19 protein-coding genes are annotated in these 17,590 nt (G+C 40.2%); 13 read left to right on the top strand and 6 right to left on the bottom strand.

Going from position 1 to position 17,590, the window contains the following annotated elements:
* Nucleotides 1-184: 184 nt before the first annotated feature.
* Complete coding sequence (locus SYJ56_RS03480) at nucleotides 185-1,474, top strand: DUF5690 family protein (RefSeq protein ID WP_323832242.1); 1,290 nt, start codon at nucleotides 185-187, stop codon at nucleotides 1,472-1,474.
* Here SYJ56_RS03480 and SYJ56_RS03475 read toward each other — a convergent pair.
* On the bottom strand, nucleotides 1,471-2,055 hold the full coding sequence (locus tag SYJ56_RS03475) for a helix-turn-helix domain-containing protein (protein ID WP_323832241.1): 585 nt from the start codon (nucleotides 2,053-2,055) through the stop codon (nucleotides 1,471-1,473). The two genes, SYJ56_RS03480 and SYJ56_RS03475, sit on opposite strands and share 4 nt — an antisense overlap.
* 379 nt (nucleotides 2,056-2,434) lie before the next feature.
* Between SYJ56_RS03475 and SYJ56_RS03470 the strand changes: the two genes are divergently transcribed.
* Complete coding sequence (locus SYJ56_RS03470; RefSeq protein WP_323832240.1) at nucleotides 2,435-3,988, top strand: ArnT family glycosyltransferase; 1,554 nt, start codon at nucleotides 2,435-2,437, stop codon at nucleotides 3,986-3,988.
* On the opposite strand, the gene SYJ56_RS03465 is transcribed toward SYJ56_RS03470, so the two are convergent.
* Nucleotides 3,989-4,663 (bottom strand): phosphatase PAP2 family protein, encoded by a 675-nt coding sequence (locus SYJ56_RS03465; RefSeq protein ID WP_323832239.1) that lies wholly within the window; start codon nucleotides 4,661-4,663, stop codon nucleotides 3,989-3,991. It abuts the gene before it with no gap.
* 313 nt (nucleotides 4,664-4,976) lie between these two features.
* On the opposite strand from SYJ56_RS03465, the gene SYJ56_RS03460 reads away from it, so the two are divergent.
* The 7 genes from SYJ56_RS03460 to SYJ56_RS03430 all read left to right on the top strand — a co-directional run bounded on the left by SYJ56_RS03460 (nucleotide 4,977) and on the right by SYJ56_RS03430 (nucleotide 8,624).
* The gene (locus SYJ56_RS03460) at nucleotides 4,977-5,246 is read left to right on the top strand and encodes a PI-PLC domain-containing protein (RefSeq protein ID WP_323832238.1); all 270 of its coding nucleotides are present in this window, start codon (nucleotides 4,977-4,979) and stop codon (nucleotides 5,244-5,246) included.
* Between the two features lie 379 nt (nucleotides 5,247-5,625).
* Nucleotides 5,626-6,207, top strand: coding sequence for a Crp/Fnr family transcriptional regulator (locus SYJ56_RS03455; RefSeq protein WP_323832237.1), 582 nt, complete (start codon nucleotides 5,626-5,628; stop codon nucleotides 6,205-6,207).
* Between the two features lie 89 nt (nucleotides 6,208-6,296).
* Nucleotides 6,297-6,647, top strand: a complete 351-nt coding sequence (locus SYJ56_RS03450) for a YciI family protein (RefSeq protein ID WP_323832236.1) — start codon at nucleotides 6,297-6,299, stop codon at nucleotides 6,645-6,647.
* 12 nt (nucleotides 6,648-6,659) lie between these two features.
* Nucleotides 6,660-7,103, top strand: coding sequence for a DUF1569 domain-containing protein (locus tag SYJ56_RS03445; RefSeq protein WP_323832235.1), 444 nt, complete (start codon nucleotides 6,660-6,662; stop codon nucleotides 7,101-7,103).
* 96 nt (nucleotides 7,104-7,199) lie between these two features.
* A complete protein-coding gene (locus SYJ56_RS03440; RefSeq protein ID WP_323832234.1) occupies nucleotides 7,200-7,754 on the top strand; it encodes a hypothetical protein in 555 nt (184 codons plus the stop codon).
* 308 nt (nucleotides 7,755-8,062) lie between these two features.
* On the top strand, nucleotides 8,063-8,416 hold the full coding sequence (locus SYJ56_RS03435) for an NAD(P)/FAD-dependent oxidoreductase (protein ID WP_323832233.1): 354 nt from the start codon (nucleotides 8,063-8,065) through the stop codon (nucleotides 8,414-8,416).
* A gap of 43 nt (nucleotides 8,417-8,459) precedes the next feature.
* Nucleotides 8,460-8,624, top strand: coding sequence for an ArsA-related P-loop ATPase (locus tag SYJ56_RS03430; protein ID WP_323832232.1), 165 nt, complete (start codon nucleotides 8,460-8,462; stop codon nucleotides 8,622-8,624).
* Nucleotides 8,625-8,908: 284 nt separating this feature from the next.
* On the opposite strand, the gene SYJ56_RS03425 is transcribed toward SYJ56_RS03430, so the two are convergent.
* Genes SYJ56_RS03425 through SYJ56_RS03410 form a run of 4 tightly spaced genes read right to left on the bottom strand, consistent with a single transcriptional unit; the run spans nucleotide 8,909 to nucleotide 14,961 of the window.
* Nucleotides 8,909-11,338 (bottom strand): TonB-dependent receptor, encoded by a 2,430-nt coding sequence (locus SYJ56_RS03425; protein WP_323832231.1) that lies wholly within the window; start codon nucleotides 11,336-11,338, stop codon nucleotides 8,909-8,911.
* Nucleotides 11,339-12,688 (bottom strand): HTTM domain-containing protein, encoded by a 1,350-nt coding sequence (locus SYJ56_RS03420; protein WP_323832230.1) that lies wholly within the window; start codon nucleotides 12,686-12,688, stop codon nucleotides 11,339-11,341. It abuts the gene before it with no gap.
* Between the two features lie 7 nt (nucleotides 12,689-12,695).
* Entirely contained in the window at nucleotides 12,696-13,823 is a 1,128-nt protein-coding gene (locus SYJ56_RS03415; RefSeq protein ID WP_323832229.1) for an imelysin family protein, read from the bottom strand.
* The gene (locus tag SYJ56_RS03410; RefSeq protein WP_323832228.1) at nucleotides 13,813-14,961 is read right to left on the bottom strand and encodes a DUF4856 domain-containing protein; all 1,149 of its coding nucleotides are present in this window, start codon (nucleotides 14,959-14,961) and stop codon (nucleotides 13,813-13,815) included. The genes SYJ56_RS03415 and SYJ56_RS03410 overlap by 11 nt, the downstream gene beginning before the upstream one ends.
* 560 nt (nucleotides 14,962-15,521) lie before the next feature.
* On the opposite strand from SYJ56_RS03410, the gene SYJ56_RS03405 reads away from it, so the two are divergent.
* From SYJ56_RS03405 to SYJ56_RS03390, 4 genes are all read left to right on the top strand, one after another.
* Nucleotides 15,522-15,704, top strand: coding sequence for a hypothetical protein (locus SYJ56_RS03405; protein WP_323832227.1), 183 nt, complete (start codon nucleotides 15,522-15,524; stop codon nucleotides 15,702-15,704).
* Between the two features lie 425 nt (nucleotides 15,705-16,129).
* Nucleotides 16,130-16,666: an RNA polymerase sigma factor gene (locus tag SYJ56_RS03400; protein WP_323832226.1), complete on the top strand. Its 537-nt coding sequence runs from the start codon at nucleotides 16,130-16,132 to the stop codon at nucleotides 16,664-16,666.
* Nucleotides 16,650-16,916 (top strand): hypothetical protein, encoded by a 267-nt coding sequence (locus SYJ56_RS03395; protein ID WP_323832225.1) that lies wholly within the window; start codon nucleotides 16,650-16,652, stop codon nucleotides 16,914-16,916. The genes SYJ56_RS03400 and SYJ56_RS03395 overlap by 17 nt, the downstream gene beginning before the upstream one ends.
* Nucleotides 16,917-16,919: 3 nt before the next feature.
* Nucleotides 16,920-17,579 carry a ClpP family protease gene (locus SYJ56_RS03390; RefSeq protein WP_323832224.1) on the top strand — a complete coding sequence of 220 codons (660 nt, stop codon included), beginning with the start codon at nucleotides 16,920-16,922 and terminating at the stop codon, nucleotides 17,577-17,579.
* The last annotated feature ends 11 nt before the right edge of the window (nucleotides 17,580-17,590 follow it).

Raw genomic sequence — 17,590 nt, 5'->3', positions numbered from 1 at the left:
TTTAGATTTGATGCCAATACCTTTGGGATAAAGGCTAATCTAGGTTGTGAATTGTGTGTTTAGATAGCTGGATAGTAGGGTTTTGAAGTTTGTGTTTTTATTAAAATTATCCAGAGGAGTATTCTTGACTTGATTTTTTGACTAGCTGGATAGTCCCTGGGTTTGATTTTGAAAATTTCATGATATGAAAAATATGCTCGCAGTATCCAGGGAATATATTCCTGAAAAATCAACAAGTATGCTGATGACTGGGGCATTTCTTTGCTATACGGGGATGTATGCCGTGCGCAAGGCATTTCTTGCGGGGCAATATCTAGACATCGAGTTTTATGGGATGGATCTCAAGACTGTGCTGGTGATCAGTCAGGTGCTTGGCTATATGTTTTCGAAGTTTGTAGGCATCAAACTGGTTTCCGAAATGACCTCCAATAGGCGGGCAACTTCCTTAATCGCTTTGGTCGGATTCGGCTTACTCATGCTTTTGGCTTTTGCTGTTTTGCCGATGAACCTAAAGCCGCTTGCCCTGTTTTTGAATGGATTTCCATTAGGAATGGTGTTTGGGTTGGTTTTTTCCTATCTGGAAGGAAGGAAAAATACGGAGCTTTTGGCTGCGGCTTTGAGTGCTACGTTTATTTTCTCCACGGGATTTGTGAAGTCAGTAGGGTTGTGGTTGATGCAGGACTTTGGTGCGGGTGAATTCATTATGCCGTTTCTCACGGGTTTGCTTTTCTTCCCTCTTTTTTTGGTGTCAGTACGAATGCTCAGCAGTTCCCAACAGCGCTCGGCGGAAGATTTGATGCTTCGATCTGAGCGCCTACCGATGAATGCCCGTCAACGAATGGATTTTTTGAAAAAGCATGGGCTGGTCTTTGGCGGTCTGGTAGTGGTGTATGTACTCTTGACTATTGTGCGTGATTTCCGTGACAATTTTATGGTAGAGTTTTGGGCTGAGCTGGGCATGCAAGGTAGTCCTGAACTGATCACCCTGACTGAGATTCCGGTAGCGGTGTTGGTTTTGCTTATTGCAGCTTTTGGAGTGTTGATACGGAACAACCGCAAGGCATTCGATTATGGGATTTACCTGAGCATCGCATGCTGCATCGGAATCGTAGTGCTGACTTATGTGTTTGAAAAGGGAGTTATGTCGCCGATCTGGTGGATGATAATCAATGGAGTGGGGCTTTATCTACCGTACATTCTGTTTCATTGTCTGATCTTTGAGCGATTTATCGCGATGCTGCGCTTTAGTGGGAATGTGGGTTTTCTTTTCTACACCGCTGACGCATTGGGTTACAGTGGGAGTGTGGGCGTGATGTTGTTCAAAGAATTCAGTGATTCGCAGGTGACTTGGGTGAATTTCCTGGGAGACCTCAATCAAGTGGGCGGCATCATCATGACTGCTGTTTGTATTATTACATTAATATTACTTCAGGGAAAGTCAAAAAAGCAGCATGAATTTGCATTAAATACTTAATTCATCGTGATGAAATAAAGGACGAGCATCACAGCATCGGTATTGGTTTCATTTCTGGGTACATGGGGAATATTGCCATCAAAAAACAGCGAGTCGCCTTCTTCTAGCAAAAGTGTCTCCGACCCAAGCTCATACTTTATGTTTCCTTTGAGAAGAAATAGGTATTCGAATCCTGAGGTAGAGACTCGGGCTCTTTTCGCATTGCTTTCAAGGGTCAGCAGAGAGATTTCCATCGATGATTTTTCTATCGGATAGTTCAGGATCATCTGGTATTCGAAGCCTGCGGATTCCTCTTCTTTGATGACAGCTGTGTACTCCTTCTTTTTTCGGAATATATAGCCTTTGAACTCATTGTCTGATTTAAGATCACTGAAAAATTCGGAGATATTCAGATTAAAAGCCTGAATGAGTTGAATCAGGGAAGGCAGCGTAGGGATAATCCGTCCATTCTCAATTTTGGAAATCATGGCCATGCTCATGCCTGATTTTGCTGCTAGGTCTCCTAGTTTCCAACCGTTTTCCTTACGAATTGCCTTGAGTTTGTTGCCAATCTGCACAGTCAAATAATCTGAGTTGCTCATGTTTTGCAATTTGATATGAAGCTAATATAATTTCCTGATATGAAAATGTGTGCATCTAGATGCCTTCGGTGTCAGCTTATTTTCATAAAATAAGGGCTACATCAGGCTTGGTGGTTTCTCCTGATTTTCTCAGGGAAACTTCGTTTGATCCGGATTCCAAATCGTAAGCTGATAAGTATATAGACTCTGTGACACGATTGAGAGGATATATAAAACACGCCGCATTAGGCTCCTGTATTTCCCATGAAGAATCATAATAACGGAAGGATACCGCAGTTCAGTCACTTCCTGATATTCTATATTGACAGCAGAAGTAAACTAACATTAGGGTAATAATTAGGTTGAATATCAATCAAATTCCTACTGTTTATTTGTAGGTATGAAATTATACGACCACAAGTGGTTTCCATTTGCCTTTCTAGTATTTGGACTTTTCGTACACTTAATGGGAATAGGGAGTTTTAGCATTTATATTTTAGATGAAGCTAAAAACGCTGCAGCAGCTATGGAAATGCAGCTCCATCAGGAATGGATTCTTCCGACTTTCAATGGAATGCCCCGCTTCGATAAGCCTCCGCTTCATTATTATTTTTTCATGCTGGGTTATAAGCTTTTTGGAATCAATCCATTTGCCGCCAGATTTTTTCCGGCACTTTCAGGTTGGACATGTTTTTTAATCGTCTATATTTTTTCTGTAAAATCCTTTGGCAGGAAAGCAGGTTTTTTTGCTGGATTGGCTTTGCTTTCTTCCATTCATTGGATTGTACAGTTTCATTTAGCTGTTCCTGACCCATTTTTGATCCTGTTCGTTTTTTTAGCTATCCTATGTTATGAAAGATTTGTCTCCTCAGCGTTTCTGACAAAAAACTATTTGAGGGCATCAGCCTTGTTTTTAGGATTGGCTGCTTTAAGCAAAGGCCCTGTGGCCATTGTACTGGTAGGGATGACGATTCTTATTTTTATGATTCTAGATAGAAAGCCATTCAAAGTGCATTTCAACGCAATTTTAGACTTTAAAGCCTGGCTTTTGTTTATTGCAGTAACCTTGCCATGGTATGTTCTTATTGCCTGGAAAACTGATGGAGTCTGGATTAAAGAGTTTGTTTTTCAGCACAATTTAAATCGGTTTTCTGCTCCCATGGAAGGGCATGGCGGTGGTTTTTATTTAACACTCCTTTTTGTTTTTGCAGGGCTTTTACCTGCTTCCATTGTCTTATTCTCTGCATTTAAGGATGCGATATTGAAAAGAAAACTTCCTGTGGTGATTTCTCTTGCCATCATTTTTTCACTAATCACCATACTTTTTTTTATGGTTTCAGGTACCAAGTTGCCAAACTATACAGCGCCGGTATATCCATTTCTGGCTATTATAGTAGGCTGGTACTTTGCTGCCAGGGAATCCAGGCGATTTGCATGGCCTTCCTATTTAGCCTCACTTTTGATCATATTATTGCCTTTGGGATTATTCTGGGCTCAACATCTGGTGGAAATAAAGGAAGTAGAAGCCATTTCAGGTTGGTTTTTAGTTCCTGCTTTTGTTGGCATTGTGGCATTCATTCTAGCCCTTATTAAAAAATGGGAACTGTCTTGGATTATGGGGAATTTGGGGTTCATTGCATTTTCGGCAGTTCTTCTTATCCAGGCGTTCCCTACTATTGATCAGATAAATCCGGTAGTGAAGTCTGAAGTTTTATGGGAGGGAAAATATCGGGTTTTTCACTTCCAAAATTTTAACCCGGCATTTGTTTTTAATATGAACAGAAGATTCCCGGCAGTAGAAAGCCACATCAATCAGTTGAAACCTGGGGATCTGATATTAACAAACCAAAAAAGCCTACCTGCTTTTCAAGCTCTTGGAATTGAGACAACGCAGGTTTTTCAAGGTGATGATCTCTTTGAAAATACGGTTACCATTTTTCTACGCGTAGATTAACTAGGAAGTGATGGGCTGACCAAGTGCCCTTTTTCGTTTCGGATAAAGACTTTTTCTGAATTTCTTTTTTGAAAAGAACTTTAGCGTTAGCCACCTGCCACTATACGCAGAAGCAACACCCAGAATAGATCCTGCCACGACATCAGGCAGGAAATGCTGCATCAGATAAATCCTACTGAATCCAATCAGAATAGCAATTCCCAAGAGTGACAGTTGCAGCAATTTTTTCTTTGGAAATAGCATGGCGAGTGAGCAGGTCAACATGAAGATTGTAGCCGTATGTCCTGAGGGGAAAGTGTTCCAATGATTTATAGATACACCAGGAACGGTATATACGTCTATACCTGAAAGGAATTCTATCGGTCTTGGCATTCCCGGGAATAAAAGTCTTTTACCTATTGTCACAAAAACCATATGTATAAGCGTGGACCAGGCAAGGAATATCGCATAGCTATACTTGATAAAGAGCAATAATACTATGGGAATGGCCAAAATTGCCCCATTGCCTAATTCAGTAATTCCCGCAAATAACCGATCAAAAAATGGGGTATGGGCCATGTTAACAAATAGTTCAAATTTTCCTTTCTCATAAAGAGGAAAAAAAAGACTGGCAACTATTAATAAGATCACATATCCCCTGATATACTCTTTTGCCTTGGTTTTTTTCTTTTTCATAGCTTCCAAAAGCTAAGAATAGAAGCTAGAGAATCGGTTATTTCATTGTTATGAGTTGTTTAAAGAATTTTTTCCTGAATAGGAATTGTAATTTCCGTTTATGATCAGTAGATAGGTAATTTCCTTAGGTGCGATGTCTAGGATGCAAAGAGATTTAAATTACTGTTTTCTACGGTACCAATCCGTCCTTGTCTGCTCTGAACATTCGGCTTGTGACATAGAATTCTTTGCCTTTTGGTGATTTAAAATACTAGGCACCATAAAAAGTTTTTTAGCCTTCAGAAGGTAAGGAAACAATATTGTTCCATTTCAAATGAAGCTTCTTGGACTTCCATTTCTCATCACGGAAATCTTTGTCCTCCACCGAATCGCCCTACCTACTTTGAAACAAGCACTGGCAGTTTCGAAAGGTAAAATCATGGTTGATCTGGATTTAAAAACCGACAAAATTGATGAAGTGATGGCAGTAGTAAAAGAAATGGATATGCTGTCTGAAGTAATTTTCTTTGATTCAGACTGGGAAATCCTTGAAAAAATCAAAGCCAAAATGCCCACTGCCTACTTATTATTTACAGGAACTTAAATGGAATGAAGGATCGTCACCTCGATTACGATAGAATTTTTTTAACTCCTTCATCGCCCTCAACTCCATCAATTCCTTCACGGCCTAAGCGGAGAAGAATAGGTGCAGAGAAGGTGGAGATTCCAAGAGGGGAGTGATGAAGAGATGAACAATTAATATTTATTTCACTATTTGCGATGCACAATGGGGGATTTAAGCTGTTGAATTTGGCCCAAACTTCAGTAATATCCAGTCTGGTAAAATTAAAAGCCTGATTGTATATGGTGGTATGAAAATCTCAGGTTATTTTTAAATCTATACACACTGTCCCGATGGATGAGGAAGAGGAACTTCCCTGATTGGAGGTAAGTCTACCAAAACCCTCTAAACCAATTAAAAAATGACAGAACAGCACTTTTTGACCAGCATTTTCAAAACAAAAGACTTTTCAACAGAAGAGTTGAGCACAATCATTCCCAAATTCAAGAAAATAACTTTCCCCAAGGGAGACTATTTATTGGAGGAGGGAAAAACAGAAAACCAGTATTGGTTTATAGAAAGTGGTTTTGTACGTTCTTATGTGGTAGATACAGAAGGGAATGACATCACTACAAATTTTTACGCCAGCGGTGATATCGTAATTGATTGGACTTCCTTTTTTCTTAGAAATCCTACTCGGGAAAACATTCAGGCTTTAACAGATTGTGTTTGCTGGCAGTTGGATTTTGATACTTTTCAAGAGCTTTTTCACAGCATACACAATTTCAGGGAGCAGGGCAGGTCAAGATTGGTGCACAGCTACTTCTCCTTAAAAAAACATAGCGTATCGATGATTGCCGACCAAGCCAAGGAAAGATACATACGACTTGTAAAGGAAAAACCACATATCGTACAAAATATTTCACTCAAACATATCGCAACTTATTTAGGCGTTACTGATACTTCGTTGAGTCGATTACGAAAAGAGATTTCAGTCGGTTAAGTTTTCTTTCTTGCCTTATGACAAGTTTTGTGATTTTTTAGATCAATAGGTTTGCCTTAGTAATTGTTCACTAAAACACGCTAAATAAAATGGAAAACCTAAAAGACTTTATGTTGCTGTTTCGTATGCAGCCATTCAACCACAAACTCGCAGCAGAGCAGCCTAATTCAATGCAACAACAATGGAGCATTTTTAATGGCGGCATTGCAGCACAGGCAAAACTCGTAAGCACAAACCGATTGGGCTATGAGGGTAATTTGATTAACAAGGGTATGAATGTAAGTACTGCTGTCAGCATTTCTGGCCACGAAACCATAAGTGGCTATATGGTAGTAAAAGCGACTACGCTAAAAGAGGCAACTGAAATAGCCAAAGGCTGTCCTGTATTGGCAATTGAAGGCTCAGTTGAAGTGAGGAATATTATACCGTTTGAATCTTAAATCCAAGCCAAAGTGAAAACAGTATTTGATAAAAAAACAGTTGTGGAATTGATAACTAGAATCAACACACTGCAAACTGACAGCCCATCCAAATGGGGCAAAATGACGAGCTATCAAATGTTAAAACATTGTACCTTGAGTGAGGAAATGTTTCAGGGGAAGAAAACATATAAGCGTCTGTTTATAGGAAAATTGTTTGGCAGAATGGCATTAAAGAGCATTTTGAATAATGGGAATCCCATGAAGAAAAATCAGCCCACCCATCCAGAAATGAAGATTACGGGTCCAGGTAATTTTGAAATGGAAAGAGAAAAATGGATAGAATTACTGCAGACATACACTCCCTTTTCAAACAACCGATTCATTCATCCATTTTTTGGAAAAATGACTAAGGAACAAATCGGAAACTACGTGTATAAGCATACTGACCACCATTTAAGGCAATTTGGCTGTTGACCTTTGACCATGCTGACATTCTCTTTTATTATCATCACCCTTTTGTCGCTAATCCTATTCTACGTAGGAACAGGTAGGGACAAGAGGGTTTTAGTTATGAGTATAGTATGGATGTTGATTCTTGGTGTACTGTCGTATAGCGGATATTTTGAAGATACATTTGCCAAACCACCACGGTTTGTCTTTGTTATTATCGCCACCATTTGCTTATTCATCTGTTTTTATAGATTTATCAGTAAAAATAAAATCAGAATCAATTTTTTAATAGCTATACATATGCTCCGGGTGCCAGTAGAAGTGGTTTTATACCAATTATACTTACAAAATAAAGTGCCGATCTTGATGACTTTTAAAGGGTATAATTTTGATATTGTAATAGGTGTATTTGCCGTGCTTTTGCTTAGCTATTTGCTTGTTACGAAAAGAAACATGCCTAAGCCTTTTATGATTTGGTGGAATGTTTTTGGGTTGGGTTTTTTAGGGATCATTGTTTTCATAGCGGTACTTTCGTCTCCGTTGCCCATCCAGCAGTTTGCATTTGACCAACCCAACATTGCCGTTCTGGGGTTTCCGTACATTTATTTACCTTCCTATATTGTGCCTGTTGTGTTTCTGTCACACATTTTAGCAATAAAACGGACACAGAATTAGGGTGCTATCATCGAAAAAGAGTACATGTGCTTTAGGTCTAGAAATGATCTGAAAGGAACGAGGTATTAACAATTCAATCAACGAAGGTGCATCTCTTTCATTTAACTTACTGCGACAATAAAGCTTGTAATTAATTGGTCCAAAGCTACGGGAGCCCACATGCGTTCAGTTTAAAAAGCCGTGCCATTGCTGAAATTGAAGTTATTAATACCATAAAAACAACTATTCAGTCAGGATATTTGGAATACCGTTTATTGCAGAAAAGATCAATTACTGATGATTAGGGCTTTGTCATTACAGACCTATATATGCGCAATCCTGATTATAAAAATATTTTTGCGGTGGGTGATTGCGCGTCCATTACAGTGCCTAAGATAGGTTCTTTAGGACATATGGAAGCCAAAGTTCTAGCTGAGACATTAGGGAAAGATTTAGGAATTATTAAACATGATGTAAAACCAATGGAGTTCGAACTCTTATGTATGGGAGATTTGGGCGGCATCAAAAGTTTTCACATGCGAACTGATGAACGTTTGGGTTGCCAGGAAAGTCATTTTGAATTAGGTTTTACCCTCTATGCGTTGAAAATGGGATTCAAACAAATGTACTATACACTCGGCGGTAAAATTCCACACTGGGGTCTTGCAGTGAGTGAAGTTTAAGGTGACATACAATGGTTTAGGAAAGACTAAACAGGCACTTTAAATGACAAACTTATCAACCTATTTATTCTTTACCGGCAAAAGTGGAGTAGGAAAAACTCCTCTTGCTTGTGCAACGGCTATTAAAATGGCAGATGCTGGAAATGTTGTACTTCTTGTAAGCACAGATCCTGCATCTAATTTGAAAGACGTCTTTTTTTCTGTTTAAAACGCATAGTCAGATAGTATTATAATCTGTGGTGAGCTTGACTTTTATGAAAAGACTGGGGGAACAGTGGTGGATCCTCTCTTTGATCTCCGTTTGTGAAGTGCTAAATCATGAATGTTTATTCTGAAAACTATTGGTTCCTATCATAGGAAATTGATAGATATTGATCATTCTTTTTACTATAACCAAAAGTTCAGTTTGAGGAATACAGGAGCCCAAACTTTTTTTTGAAAAAGCCACACTGGAAAGTCTAATTCAGGATGATTTACTTTTTCTCTTAAAATTTAAAACCTCAATTGAAGAGTGAGGAAGAATGTCCTTCCTTCTGCAGGGATAATGCCTGGTCCTGGATAGCCGGTAGCTCTTCGGGTAAAATAAGACTTGTTAGACAGGTTATTGACACTGCTTTCCAATTTGACATTTTTATAATCGTAACTGAGGGACAAATCCATCACTTGATAAGTAGGGATGATTCCTTCTACGGCAGAGGCGGTTTTTAGGGCGTTGGAAGCATCTGTAAAATGCTCTTGAACATAAGAATATTGGTAAGTCATTTTAAAGCGATCAATTCCCAGTGAAATTCCTGAACGAATACTTAGGGGTGGCGCCAATTCAACTTTATTGCCTTCTATGGTATTTTCATCTGATTTAAGATAGCGGGCATGAATAACAGATAGATTGGTAAAAACATTTAATTTATACTTTTCATTAAGCTCTATTATCCTGAAAATATCCACTTCCCCAAATGCTTCTACCCCCATGCTTCGAGCATCTGCGATATTGGTTCTGAAACGATAAATTCTAAAGTTTTCAGGGTCTGTTTTCAAAACTGCTCCTATACGATCATCATATCGCAGATAGAAAAGGCTGACATCGTAGTTGAACAATAAGTCATTTTTTCCACGGATTCCCAGATCAAAATTATAACCTCGTTCATCCTGAATGTTCTCATCCACAACCAGATTAGGGTTGCTGACCCTAATATCATTGAAGTTTATGGAGCGGTAATTCTGGGAAAAGTTCGCATAAAGCTCAATAGAAGGAGTCATTTTATAGCTTAATCCCAGCCCGGCAAAAGCAAATGTACGATCACTCTCTCTTTCTTCCTGAACCCGGTAAGTAGAATCCTTGGCAAAGCCTGTTTCCGAATCTAGTGTTAATACGGTATTACTATAATAACCGTTTGCAGCGGTATGGATATTCTCCAATCGTACTCCTGGAGTGACACTGAATTTATCGTTTAGGTTAAAGATATTTTCGGCAAAGACTGAAATATTTCTTCCTGGAAAATTAAAATCCCCATCTTCCAGCTTGTCTGGGTGAAGAAACCTAAAATCCGCATCACTATTATCAGAGCCCAATCCTTGTTTTCTGTCAGTCATTCCTTGATAATACCTGGTTCCGATGAGAAAGGCATGAGATTGGCCAAGTAGTTGGAAATTATATAACAACCTGGCTTCTGAGCCGAAATTTTTAAAGTCGTCTACAAATAAGTTCCTTTCCTGCATATCATCGGCACGGTCTATTCTGCCGAGGTTACCTAATGCATCTCTGCTGCCGATCAAGGCAAAGTTACGGATGTTCAGCTTAAGCTTGTCTGAGATTTTATAGTCAATATGATTGCCCAGTAAGTTCCAGTTGACCTGGAACCAATTGCGGTTTCGGATAGATTGTCTGGGATCTTGTTCAAAAAGAGCATCCGTAAGCCCTCCAGGCTGCTGCGCCAGATAATCCATGAAGGTGAATTGGAAAGAGAGCTTAAACCGCTCACTGGGCGAAAAAGCGAGGGAAGCATAGGCCATTTTAGAGTCAAAATGACTATTTTTCCTCCATCCATTTCCTTTTTTATATTGGAAAAATGTATAGTAATTCCATTTATCATTCGTTCCTCCGACACTAGTGAAGGTGTTTAAAAAGCCGTAAGAACCTATCGAATTTCTCAGGGTTACTTCCACCTTTTTGTCTTTTGGACCTTCCTTCATGACAAAGTTTACCAGCCCACCGAACTGTGTTCCATATTGAAGAGAAGCTGCACCTCGCACAACCTCTATACGTTCTATGGCTTCTGTTGCAGGAGTATAATAACTTTCCGGATATCCCAAGGCATCCGCACTGATGTCATATCCATTTTGTCGAACGTTGAAGTGAGAAGTTCTATTAGGGTCTAGCCCTCTGGCTCCAATACCTAACTGCAGGCCAGCTCCATCACTTTCATAAACATTGAGGCCGGGCACTTTGGCATAAACCTGCCGGCTATTGTTGGTAGCAAGATTGGCCGTGATATTTCCCAGTACTATGACCTCATTTTTTTTTGCTTCATAGATAGCCGTTCCTTCAACCGCATTAAGCCTGCGGACTCCGTCGGAAGCTCCTTTTTGACCATTGATTGTGATAAGCTCCAGATCTCCGGTTATTTCTTCCATTTGGAAGTTGACTTGATGGGTTTTATGATTGGCCAAAAGACGAATCTTTTGGGAGAGGGTTTTTTTGCCGATGGAGAAGACTACCAAGGTGTAGTTTCCATTCGGAACAGAATCTAACCGGTATTTCCCATCCATTTGTGTCACGGTTTGGAGGGAAGTGCCTTCCAGATAGACTTGGGCTCCGGGAATAGGCCCCTCGGCTGATTTTACCACCCCGTGCAACTGAACCTGCGCTTGTGCCCAGAAAGTAAGGAGACTGAAAAGGAGAAGAAGTGTTAAATGTATTTTCATCTATTTCAAATAAGGTAATACCCAAGACTTTGGACGAAAACTTTCGTCTTCTAAGGAAAGATCAATATTAGGGTCTAGCAATAATTTATTTGGGCTTCCATTTAAGGTCACATAGACTTCTGCCCTTATTTCTACTTCAGAAAATCCGATTTCTCCCATTTGTTCCTCCAGATAATGAACAAATTGGAGGATCATATCCGGTTGGGTGGACATTTGTTTTTCCTGCATAGGAGTAAGGTAATCCCGTGCATATTCTTCCCATTCCTTCCCAGTTTGTTGGTCTTTTACATGGAAAATGGCATACCCGGCTTTTTCCATTAACATTACTCTCCATGAAAAGCGATACCCTTGCTCAGTCCAAAACAAATTGCCCGGGTACAATGCAAACCTCCAAGGAAGCAGGAGCTGGATAAACATAAAAAGGGTAAAAAAAACCCATATTCCTTTTAAGTAAACTGGATGGTAGTGGTTCCTTTTGTGAGGGATGGTACTGAAGGCATTGGAGAATATCCTTTTGAGTTGGGATAATATTTGATTATGGAACTGAGCCGTAAAAAAGATGGTGGTGGACAGAATCATGATAAATGGGAACATGCCAATGGGAAAGAGCAGCCAGGTAGAAATATGGAAAACTACCACGGCAATAAAGGCAAATAGCCTTGTTTTTCGGTAAAAGAGCAAAAAAGGAATGCTTAGGTCATAAATTGCCCCAAACCAGCTGAAAGCATAGGCTACCCATAGTTCGTCCATCATTCCACCAATTAGGGGTAGGCTTGTATGGGGAGGTAGCCAAATTCGCAAAGGAAGCGCCTCCAACAGCCAATCCGGATTCAGTTTGGCAATGCCTGCGTAGAAATAAACTAAGCCCAAAACAAGCTGAATGATGAGTATAAACCCATTGGGAATTGTAGCCACCTGTTTGGTGGGATTGGTCCATACATCCAGAGAAAAGTCTCGATTGGCCGGAATGAAAACCAATAACAAAGCCATTAGACTGACAAAATAATAGTGGTTGAGGTAATTGGTTACATCAATAAGTTCTACATAAGTGAAAGAAAGGAAAAACAGCAAGGAAGACAATCGATAAAAAAGGCCGATCATTATTCCTACAGCGGAAAGGGACATCAAGCCAAACAACAGATACATGCCAATTGCATCCAATGGCTTCACCCAACCAAAACCGTAATAAGTAAAGTGAAACTGAGGTTGCAGGTATTGTGTCTCAATCCAACCATTCCAAACAAATCGCAGGATGCTGATCAGCATAATAAACCCAAAAAGCACCCTAAAGTGAACTAAGGGCGCGATGGATTTGGGCTGGTTTATTATTTTAGACAGATCAGTTTTCACAGTAAATTTAATCACCGTCATTGTCCTGGTACGTAATCAGTACACCTAGGGCAGAAGGCATTTCGGTTTTTATGATGATCACCAACTTTTGTAATTCCGTATGAGCGGCATCCACCAGTGAGGAATTTTGATCCATTGCTTCGGAAAGGGGGGAAGGCATTGCTTCTGTTTGGGAGAGTGCCAAATCTAATTGATCCAGTATGCGCTCTGCCAACATACCATCATTGCCGGCCTTTAGATCCTGAAGAAAGTGATAGAAACCAATGCCATTCGATTGACCGTCTGTTCCCAAATAGAAGTTTCGGATGCCAGCCACATTTTTAACAGCCAATGAAACAGAAAGACCACTATAATAAGCTTCTACATTGCGGGCAATGATGGTGCCTTGTGATCTTTTTCCCAAAGGAATACCTATTCTGGCATCGCGGGTAAACTGCTCCAGGTATTGAGAGAGGCTATTCACCATTTGTCCTATGGAGGATCCCACATCTGTACCATCTTTACTTATGAATTCGGCTCTATAGTTGTTGCCAGAAGAAAGCCAACCCTGATAGACTTCATCTACTTTGGCTACCATGATATCTGTGATGGCCAAGAGATAATCTTTTCTGTTTTGGGCATAAATATCAGATGTATATTTCTCTAGAGTTGCCTCGTCATTTTCGCCAATGCCATACAGGAAATAGTCCATTGCGGGAAGCCCTCTTCTGTTTAGAGTACTGAAACCTGTCAGGCTAAATTCCCCAGATTCCACGTTATTTTCTATTGAAAAATTATCTGTGGGAAAAGTGTTCATTTCAGCGCGTAACGTTTGTTCAAAAGCAGGCCCGAACTCAAAGAAAGCTACGGATTGCCAGGAATGATATGTGACGGAAAATGAGGATCTTGTTGCTTCTAGGGTTATTGGATTGGGGTTCTCCGTGAACGCTGCTACGGTTTGTTGCAAACCAGTGACTTGTTGATGTAATTTTTCATAACCTGGGAGAATTACACGGTCAGTCAAACTCACAAGGAGAGGTTGACGGTCCACAGTTATCTTCTTATCCGATGGCTCCTCAACACAAGATGGTAACAGGCAAATAATGCCTGTTACCATCAAAATAGAAAATAAGAAATGTGCCTTTTTAAAGTACATCTTCTATTTCTTTAAGTTCGGGATATGCTGATGTCAATTTATCTTTGGCATTTTGAAGCCCTGCCATTGTCACGGTCCAAAAGTCTCCGTCCACACCAAAGTCCACCTTCAAGATATCATCAATAGTTGCTTGGGTTATTTTTTTGCGCGGACTGTGCTTTAAAGCGGCTACAAAGGCATAGCCCTCGGAAAGGGAATGAAAGAAATTTCCGGAGTCTCCAGTGCTCAGTGCATTCATGGAACCATTAATATAATGGACTGCTGTAGCGGCTGATACAAGTTCATGCAGGTCAATGATAGTTACTATTTGTTCATTTTTAACCGTATGATTGTTGGATACAATGGCTGTTCTACCCAAGATATAAGCATCCATCAACGGCTGATTGACATTGAGCATTGCATCTCTTCCGTTAGTGTAATTTGCCCAAAATCTTTTGTAGCTATCTGGAAGTGCTGGAGTACCTTTTGGGAAATCCACTGGCACACCCCAATATCCAAATGCTTCATCCCAGTGATGTTCGAGGGTAGTGTAATTTTTTCCTTCGACGAGATTTTCATTATCAACATCTTCACCGATTTTGGAATCTGAGAGATAGGCATTGAAGATTTGATGATAGAAAACAGAGCCCATTAAACCCTTTTCAATAAATTGGGTAAATTCCCAGCCCTTTTCGTTGATATTGATGAATTTGCCGGAGGTTCCTCTCTCGATTTTACCAGCTACTCCTTCAGTAGCTACAGTACCGTTGGTGGCTACCTCTGCACTTACATCGGCTGCATCCACCATGATACCCTTAAAAAAATCTACATCGGCAGGGTTGGTCTTGTTTTCCAATTGCTTGCTGGTGGCAGCATTAAGGTCCCCACTCTCAAAAGGCTCATTGGCATTGGCATACATGTCCAACAAGGTTTGTGCAGAGATCGCCGTACCATTGTCACCTTTAGTCAAGTAGGATTTCATTTCTGAAAGCATATTGAGCCGGTCTGTTTGACCTTGGTAGGACACCGTAGATATGCCGTCTCTCTCGAAAGTATAGGTGTCCGGGGTATTTAAATTAGGTAGTTCGACCGAATCGTCTTCTACGCATGAAAAAAAGATTCCTGCTAAGGCAATCAGTGGTAAATAGTTGACTCTCATATTTTAACCGGCTTTTATTTAGATTGATTATAAGTAGACGCAAATATAATAGCCGGATTATTTGAGTCAAACATTAATTAGATTAATTTCAAATAAGAATTGGTGATAAGTGAAGCTCTTTCAAATCAACAATTGATTAGAAGCATAGGAAGTGATGTCCGGCCAAACTTCAAAATAATCGTGACTACTCAGATATTAAACGGCTTTCTGTACTTTTACTGTATAGCAAGACAGTTTGCATTTTGCTGAAGTATTTAAGTAGATGATTCTTTAGGGAGACATGCTAAGTCCTGATATTTTTTGCCCATGAATTCATCCAAAGTTAGTCCTTGGGACCGATACGCCCATGAGCTTCCGGCATAGAGCCATTCGCCTTCAACTCACTATTTATTTCTTTTCCTCATGGTCTTATCTCTTCCAAGACCTGAATGAGTGTCCTAATTCATTGTTCACCAAAACGAAAAGAAATCGAGCATAATTCAAGCGACACACAAGAGATGCTTATCCTCCAAGCGAGATTCTATGTGGCCAATAAAAAGCAACTATAAACACATAAAATTATGGATGTTTTAGAAGGAAAAATTGATTTGTTTGAAGTAGCTGAGATTAAGCTGAGCTATAGTGACAAAGACCAGGTAAAATCAGATAATGTGTATTCTGGAATTAGGAGTATACTAAATCAATCCCGAAGACAATTCTTTGGGAAAGGAGCATTGATGCTTGTATTCCAGATTGTTCATTAGCAACCGGAATGAATAGGCTAATACATTTTGGGTTGAATCAAAGAAAGACTACATAGGGACATTTTTTTAAACTTTTATCGATTATTTCTTTGTGCTTTACTCCCATCTCCCATAACTACCAGTGCTCGAAATTGGTGGGAATCTTCAGAAACCCAAGTTGTAAAAGCATTATAAAAATAACTGGGACAGACTGTTTAAATTGGAATTTCGTCTTAAGATAGATTACGGGTAAGACTGCCCTTCAGGTATGGATTCTTTCGCTAATTATACCTTCGTACATTCCACTGAACCCGTTGTGTGTCCTATGGAAGCAAATTGTTATTCATCCATGGGTGATATAAGTTTAAAATAAGACACATCTTATTGAAAACATTTAATGTCGGGCAGGGCTAGTCGTAAACTTGACTCGACACGGACAATCGAAAATGAAAGAGAACTTGAAGTCAAAAAGCGGCAGAGGGAGGTTTTTCCTGCAGATGTATCGGGAATCTTTTCCGGATTTGGCAAGCTTTGTAAGCCGTAGGGGCGGCTCCCTTGAGGATGCCCAGGATATTTTTCAGGACAGTCTGATCATTTATTATGAGCAGCTGGTGACTGGCTTAGAAGTGCGTCGGGATGGAGGCTATTTGTTCGGGATAGCAAGACATCTATGGTATAGGCGATTTCGTGATCCTTTCTATAAGATGGAGAAGAGCAGTACGGAGGAATTGGAGGAAGTGGTGGAATTTGAAATGTCCGCCGATCAGGAAAAAAGTCAAGTGTGGGTATTTCTAAAATCCGCAGGTCAAAAATGTATGGATTTGCTGAAGTCATTTTATTACGACCAGCTTTCCATGGATGAACTTGCCGTAAAGTTTGGGTACCGCACAACACGTTCTGCTACGGTTCAGAAATACAAATGTCTGGAAAAAGTAAGAGATCAGGTAAAAAGAAAATCATTGACCTATGAGGACTTCTCTTAAAGAAATCAAAGAGCTTGAAGCCTATATCCAGGGTGACTCTCAGGGAGATGTCTTGCTGATGTCAGCAAAATTGCAATTGGATCCAGACTTATCGGAAAAGATGAAGCAACAGGAAAAGGCTTACCTGCTTATTCGTGAATACGGCAGGGAGAAACTACGGGAAGAAATAAGGGAAATCAGGCATCACCTTTTTTTTATTCCCCGTCATAATGATTTTAAACAACAAATTTTGAATCTCTTTAAGCGTTAAAAAATGATTGCAGCCAATACATCCCAGCTCATTCCCATGGTCATTGACCAAAACGAATACAATGGAAGATCCTATGATATTTACAGCTTGCTGCTAAAGGAACGCATAATCTTTCTGGGCAGCGCCATCAATGACCAACTGGCCAATCTATTGGTGGCACAATTGCTTTTCCTCAATAGTCAGGATTCCAAAAAGCCCATTAGCATGTACATCCAGAGCCCTGGAGGCAGTGTATATGCAGGCATGGCGGTCTACGATACCATGCAGATGATCTCCGCTCCAGTCAATACAGTGGCGGTGGGTTTTACCGGCAGCATGGCAACGGCATTACTTTCTTGTGGTAAGAAAGGCAATCGCCAGGCATTGTCCCATGCGACCGTGCATATGCATCCCACCAGCGGAGGTTCCAAAGGCTATACTGAAGATGTACGGATAGCTACCAGAGAACAGGAGCGGTTGCAGGTACAGCTGTTCCACATCATCGGCAACCATACAGGCCATAGTTGGCAGGAAATCGAGGAACTCTTTCTAAGAGACCGTTACATGAGCGCTCCGGAAGCTAAGGAATACGGTCTGGTGGATGAAGTGCTAGGAACCACTTCGGATATCATACAGCTTAAAGACATGCCTTTTGGGGTGAAATTTTATGAGGATGCATCCTAAAACTGAGGGGA

This window comes from Algoriphagus aurantiacus, from assembly GCF_035156405.1.
GTDB classification, from domain to species: Bacteria; Bacteroidota; Bacteroidia; order Cytophagales; family Cyclobacteriaceae; genus Algoriphagus; species Algoriphagus aurantiacus.
The sequence above is the reverse complement of the archived record's forward strand: the minus strand, read 5'-3'. Positions and strand labels throughout refer to the sequence as shown.

Coding starts and splice junctions, on each gene's coding strand:
- SYJ56_RS03470 (WP_323832240.1), top strand. CDS start 2,435: ATGAAATTATACGACCACAAGTGGTTTCCATTTGCCTTTCTAGTATTT.
- SYJ56_RS03465 (WP_323832239.1), bottom strand. CDS start 4,663: ATGAAAAAGAAAAAAACCAAGGCAAAAGAGTATATCAGGGGATATGTG.
- SYJ56_RS03450 (WP_323832236.1), top strand. CDS start 6,297: ATGGAAAACCTAAAAGACTTTATGTTGCTGTTTCGTATGCAGCCATTC.
- SYJ56_RS03390 (WP_323832224.1), top strand. CDS start 16,920: ATGATTGCAGCCAATACATCCCAGCTCATTCCCATGGTCATTGACCAA.
- SYJ56_RS03435 (WP_323832233.1), top strand. CDS start 8,063: ATGCGCAATCCTGATTATAAAAATATTTTTGCGGTGGGTGATTGCGCG.
- SYJ56_RS03475 (WP_323832241.1), bottom strand. CDS start 2,055: ATGAGCAACTCAGATTATTTGACTGTGCAGATTGGCAACAAACTCAAG.
- SYJ56_RS03460 (WP_323832238.1), top strand. CDS start 4,977: ATGAAGCTTCTTGGACTTCCATTTCTCATCACGGAAATCTTTGTCCTC.
- SYJ56_RS03480 (WP_323832242.1), top strand. CDS start 185: ATGAAAAATATGCTCGCAGTATCCAGGGAATATATTCCTGAAAAATCA.
- SYJ56_RS03405 (WP_323832227.1), top strand. CDS start 15,522: ATGGATGTTTTAGAAGGAAAAATTGATTTGTTTGAAGTAGCTGAGATT.
- SYJ56_RS03395 (WP_323832225.1), top strand. CDS start 16,650: ATGAGGACTTCTCTTAAAGAAATCAAAGAGCTTGAAGCCTATATCCAG.
- SYJ56_RS03425 (WP_323832231.1), bottom strand. CDS start 11,338: ATGAAAATACATTTAACACTTCTTCTCCTTTTCAGTCTCCTTACTTTC.
- SYJ56_RS03400 (WP_323832226.1), top strand. CDS start 16,130: ATGAAAGAGAACTTGAAGTCAAAAAGCGGCAGAGGGAGGTTTTTCCTG.
- SYJ56_RS03430 (WP_323832232.1), top strand. CDS start 8,460: ATGACAAACTTATCAACCTATTTATTCTTTACCGGCAAAAGTGGAGTA.
- SYJ56_RS03410 (WP_323832228.1), bottom strand. CDS start 14,961: ATGAGAGTCAACTATTTACCACTGATTGCCTTAGCAGGAATCTTTTTT.
- SYJ56_RS03455 (WP_323832237.1), top strand. CDS start 5,626: ATGACAGAACAGCACTTTTTGACCAGCATTTTCAAAACAAAAGACTTT.
- SYJ56_RS03440 (WP_323832234.1), top strand. CDS start 7,200: ATGAGTATAGTATGGATGTTGATTCTTGGTGTACTGTCGTATAGCGGA.
- SYJ56_RS03415 (WP_323832229.1), bottom strand. CDS start 13,823: ATGTACTTTAAAAAGGCACATTTCTTATTTTCTATTTTGATGGTAACA.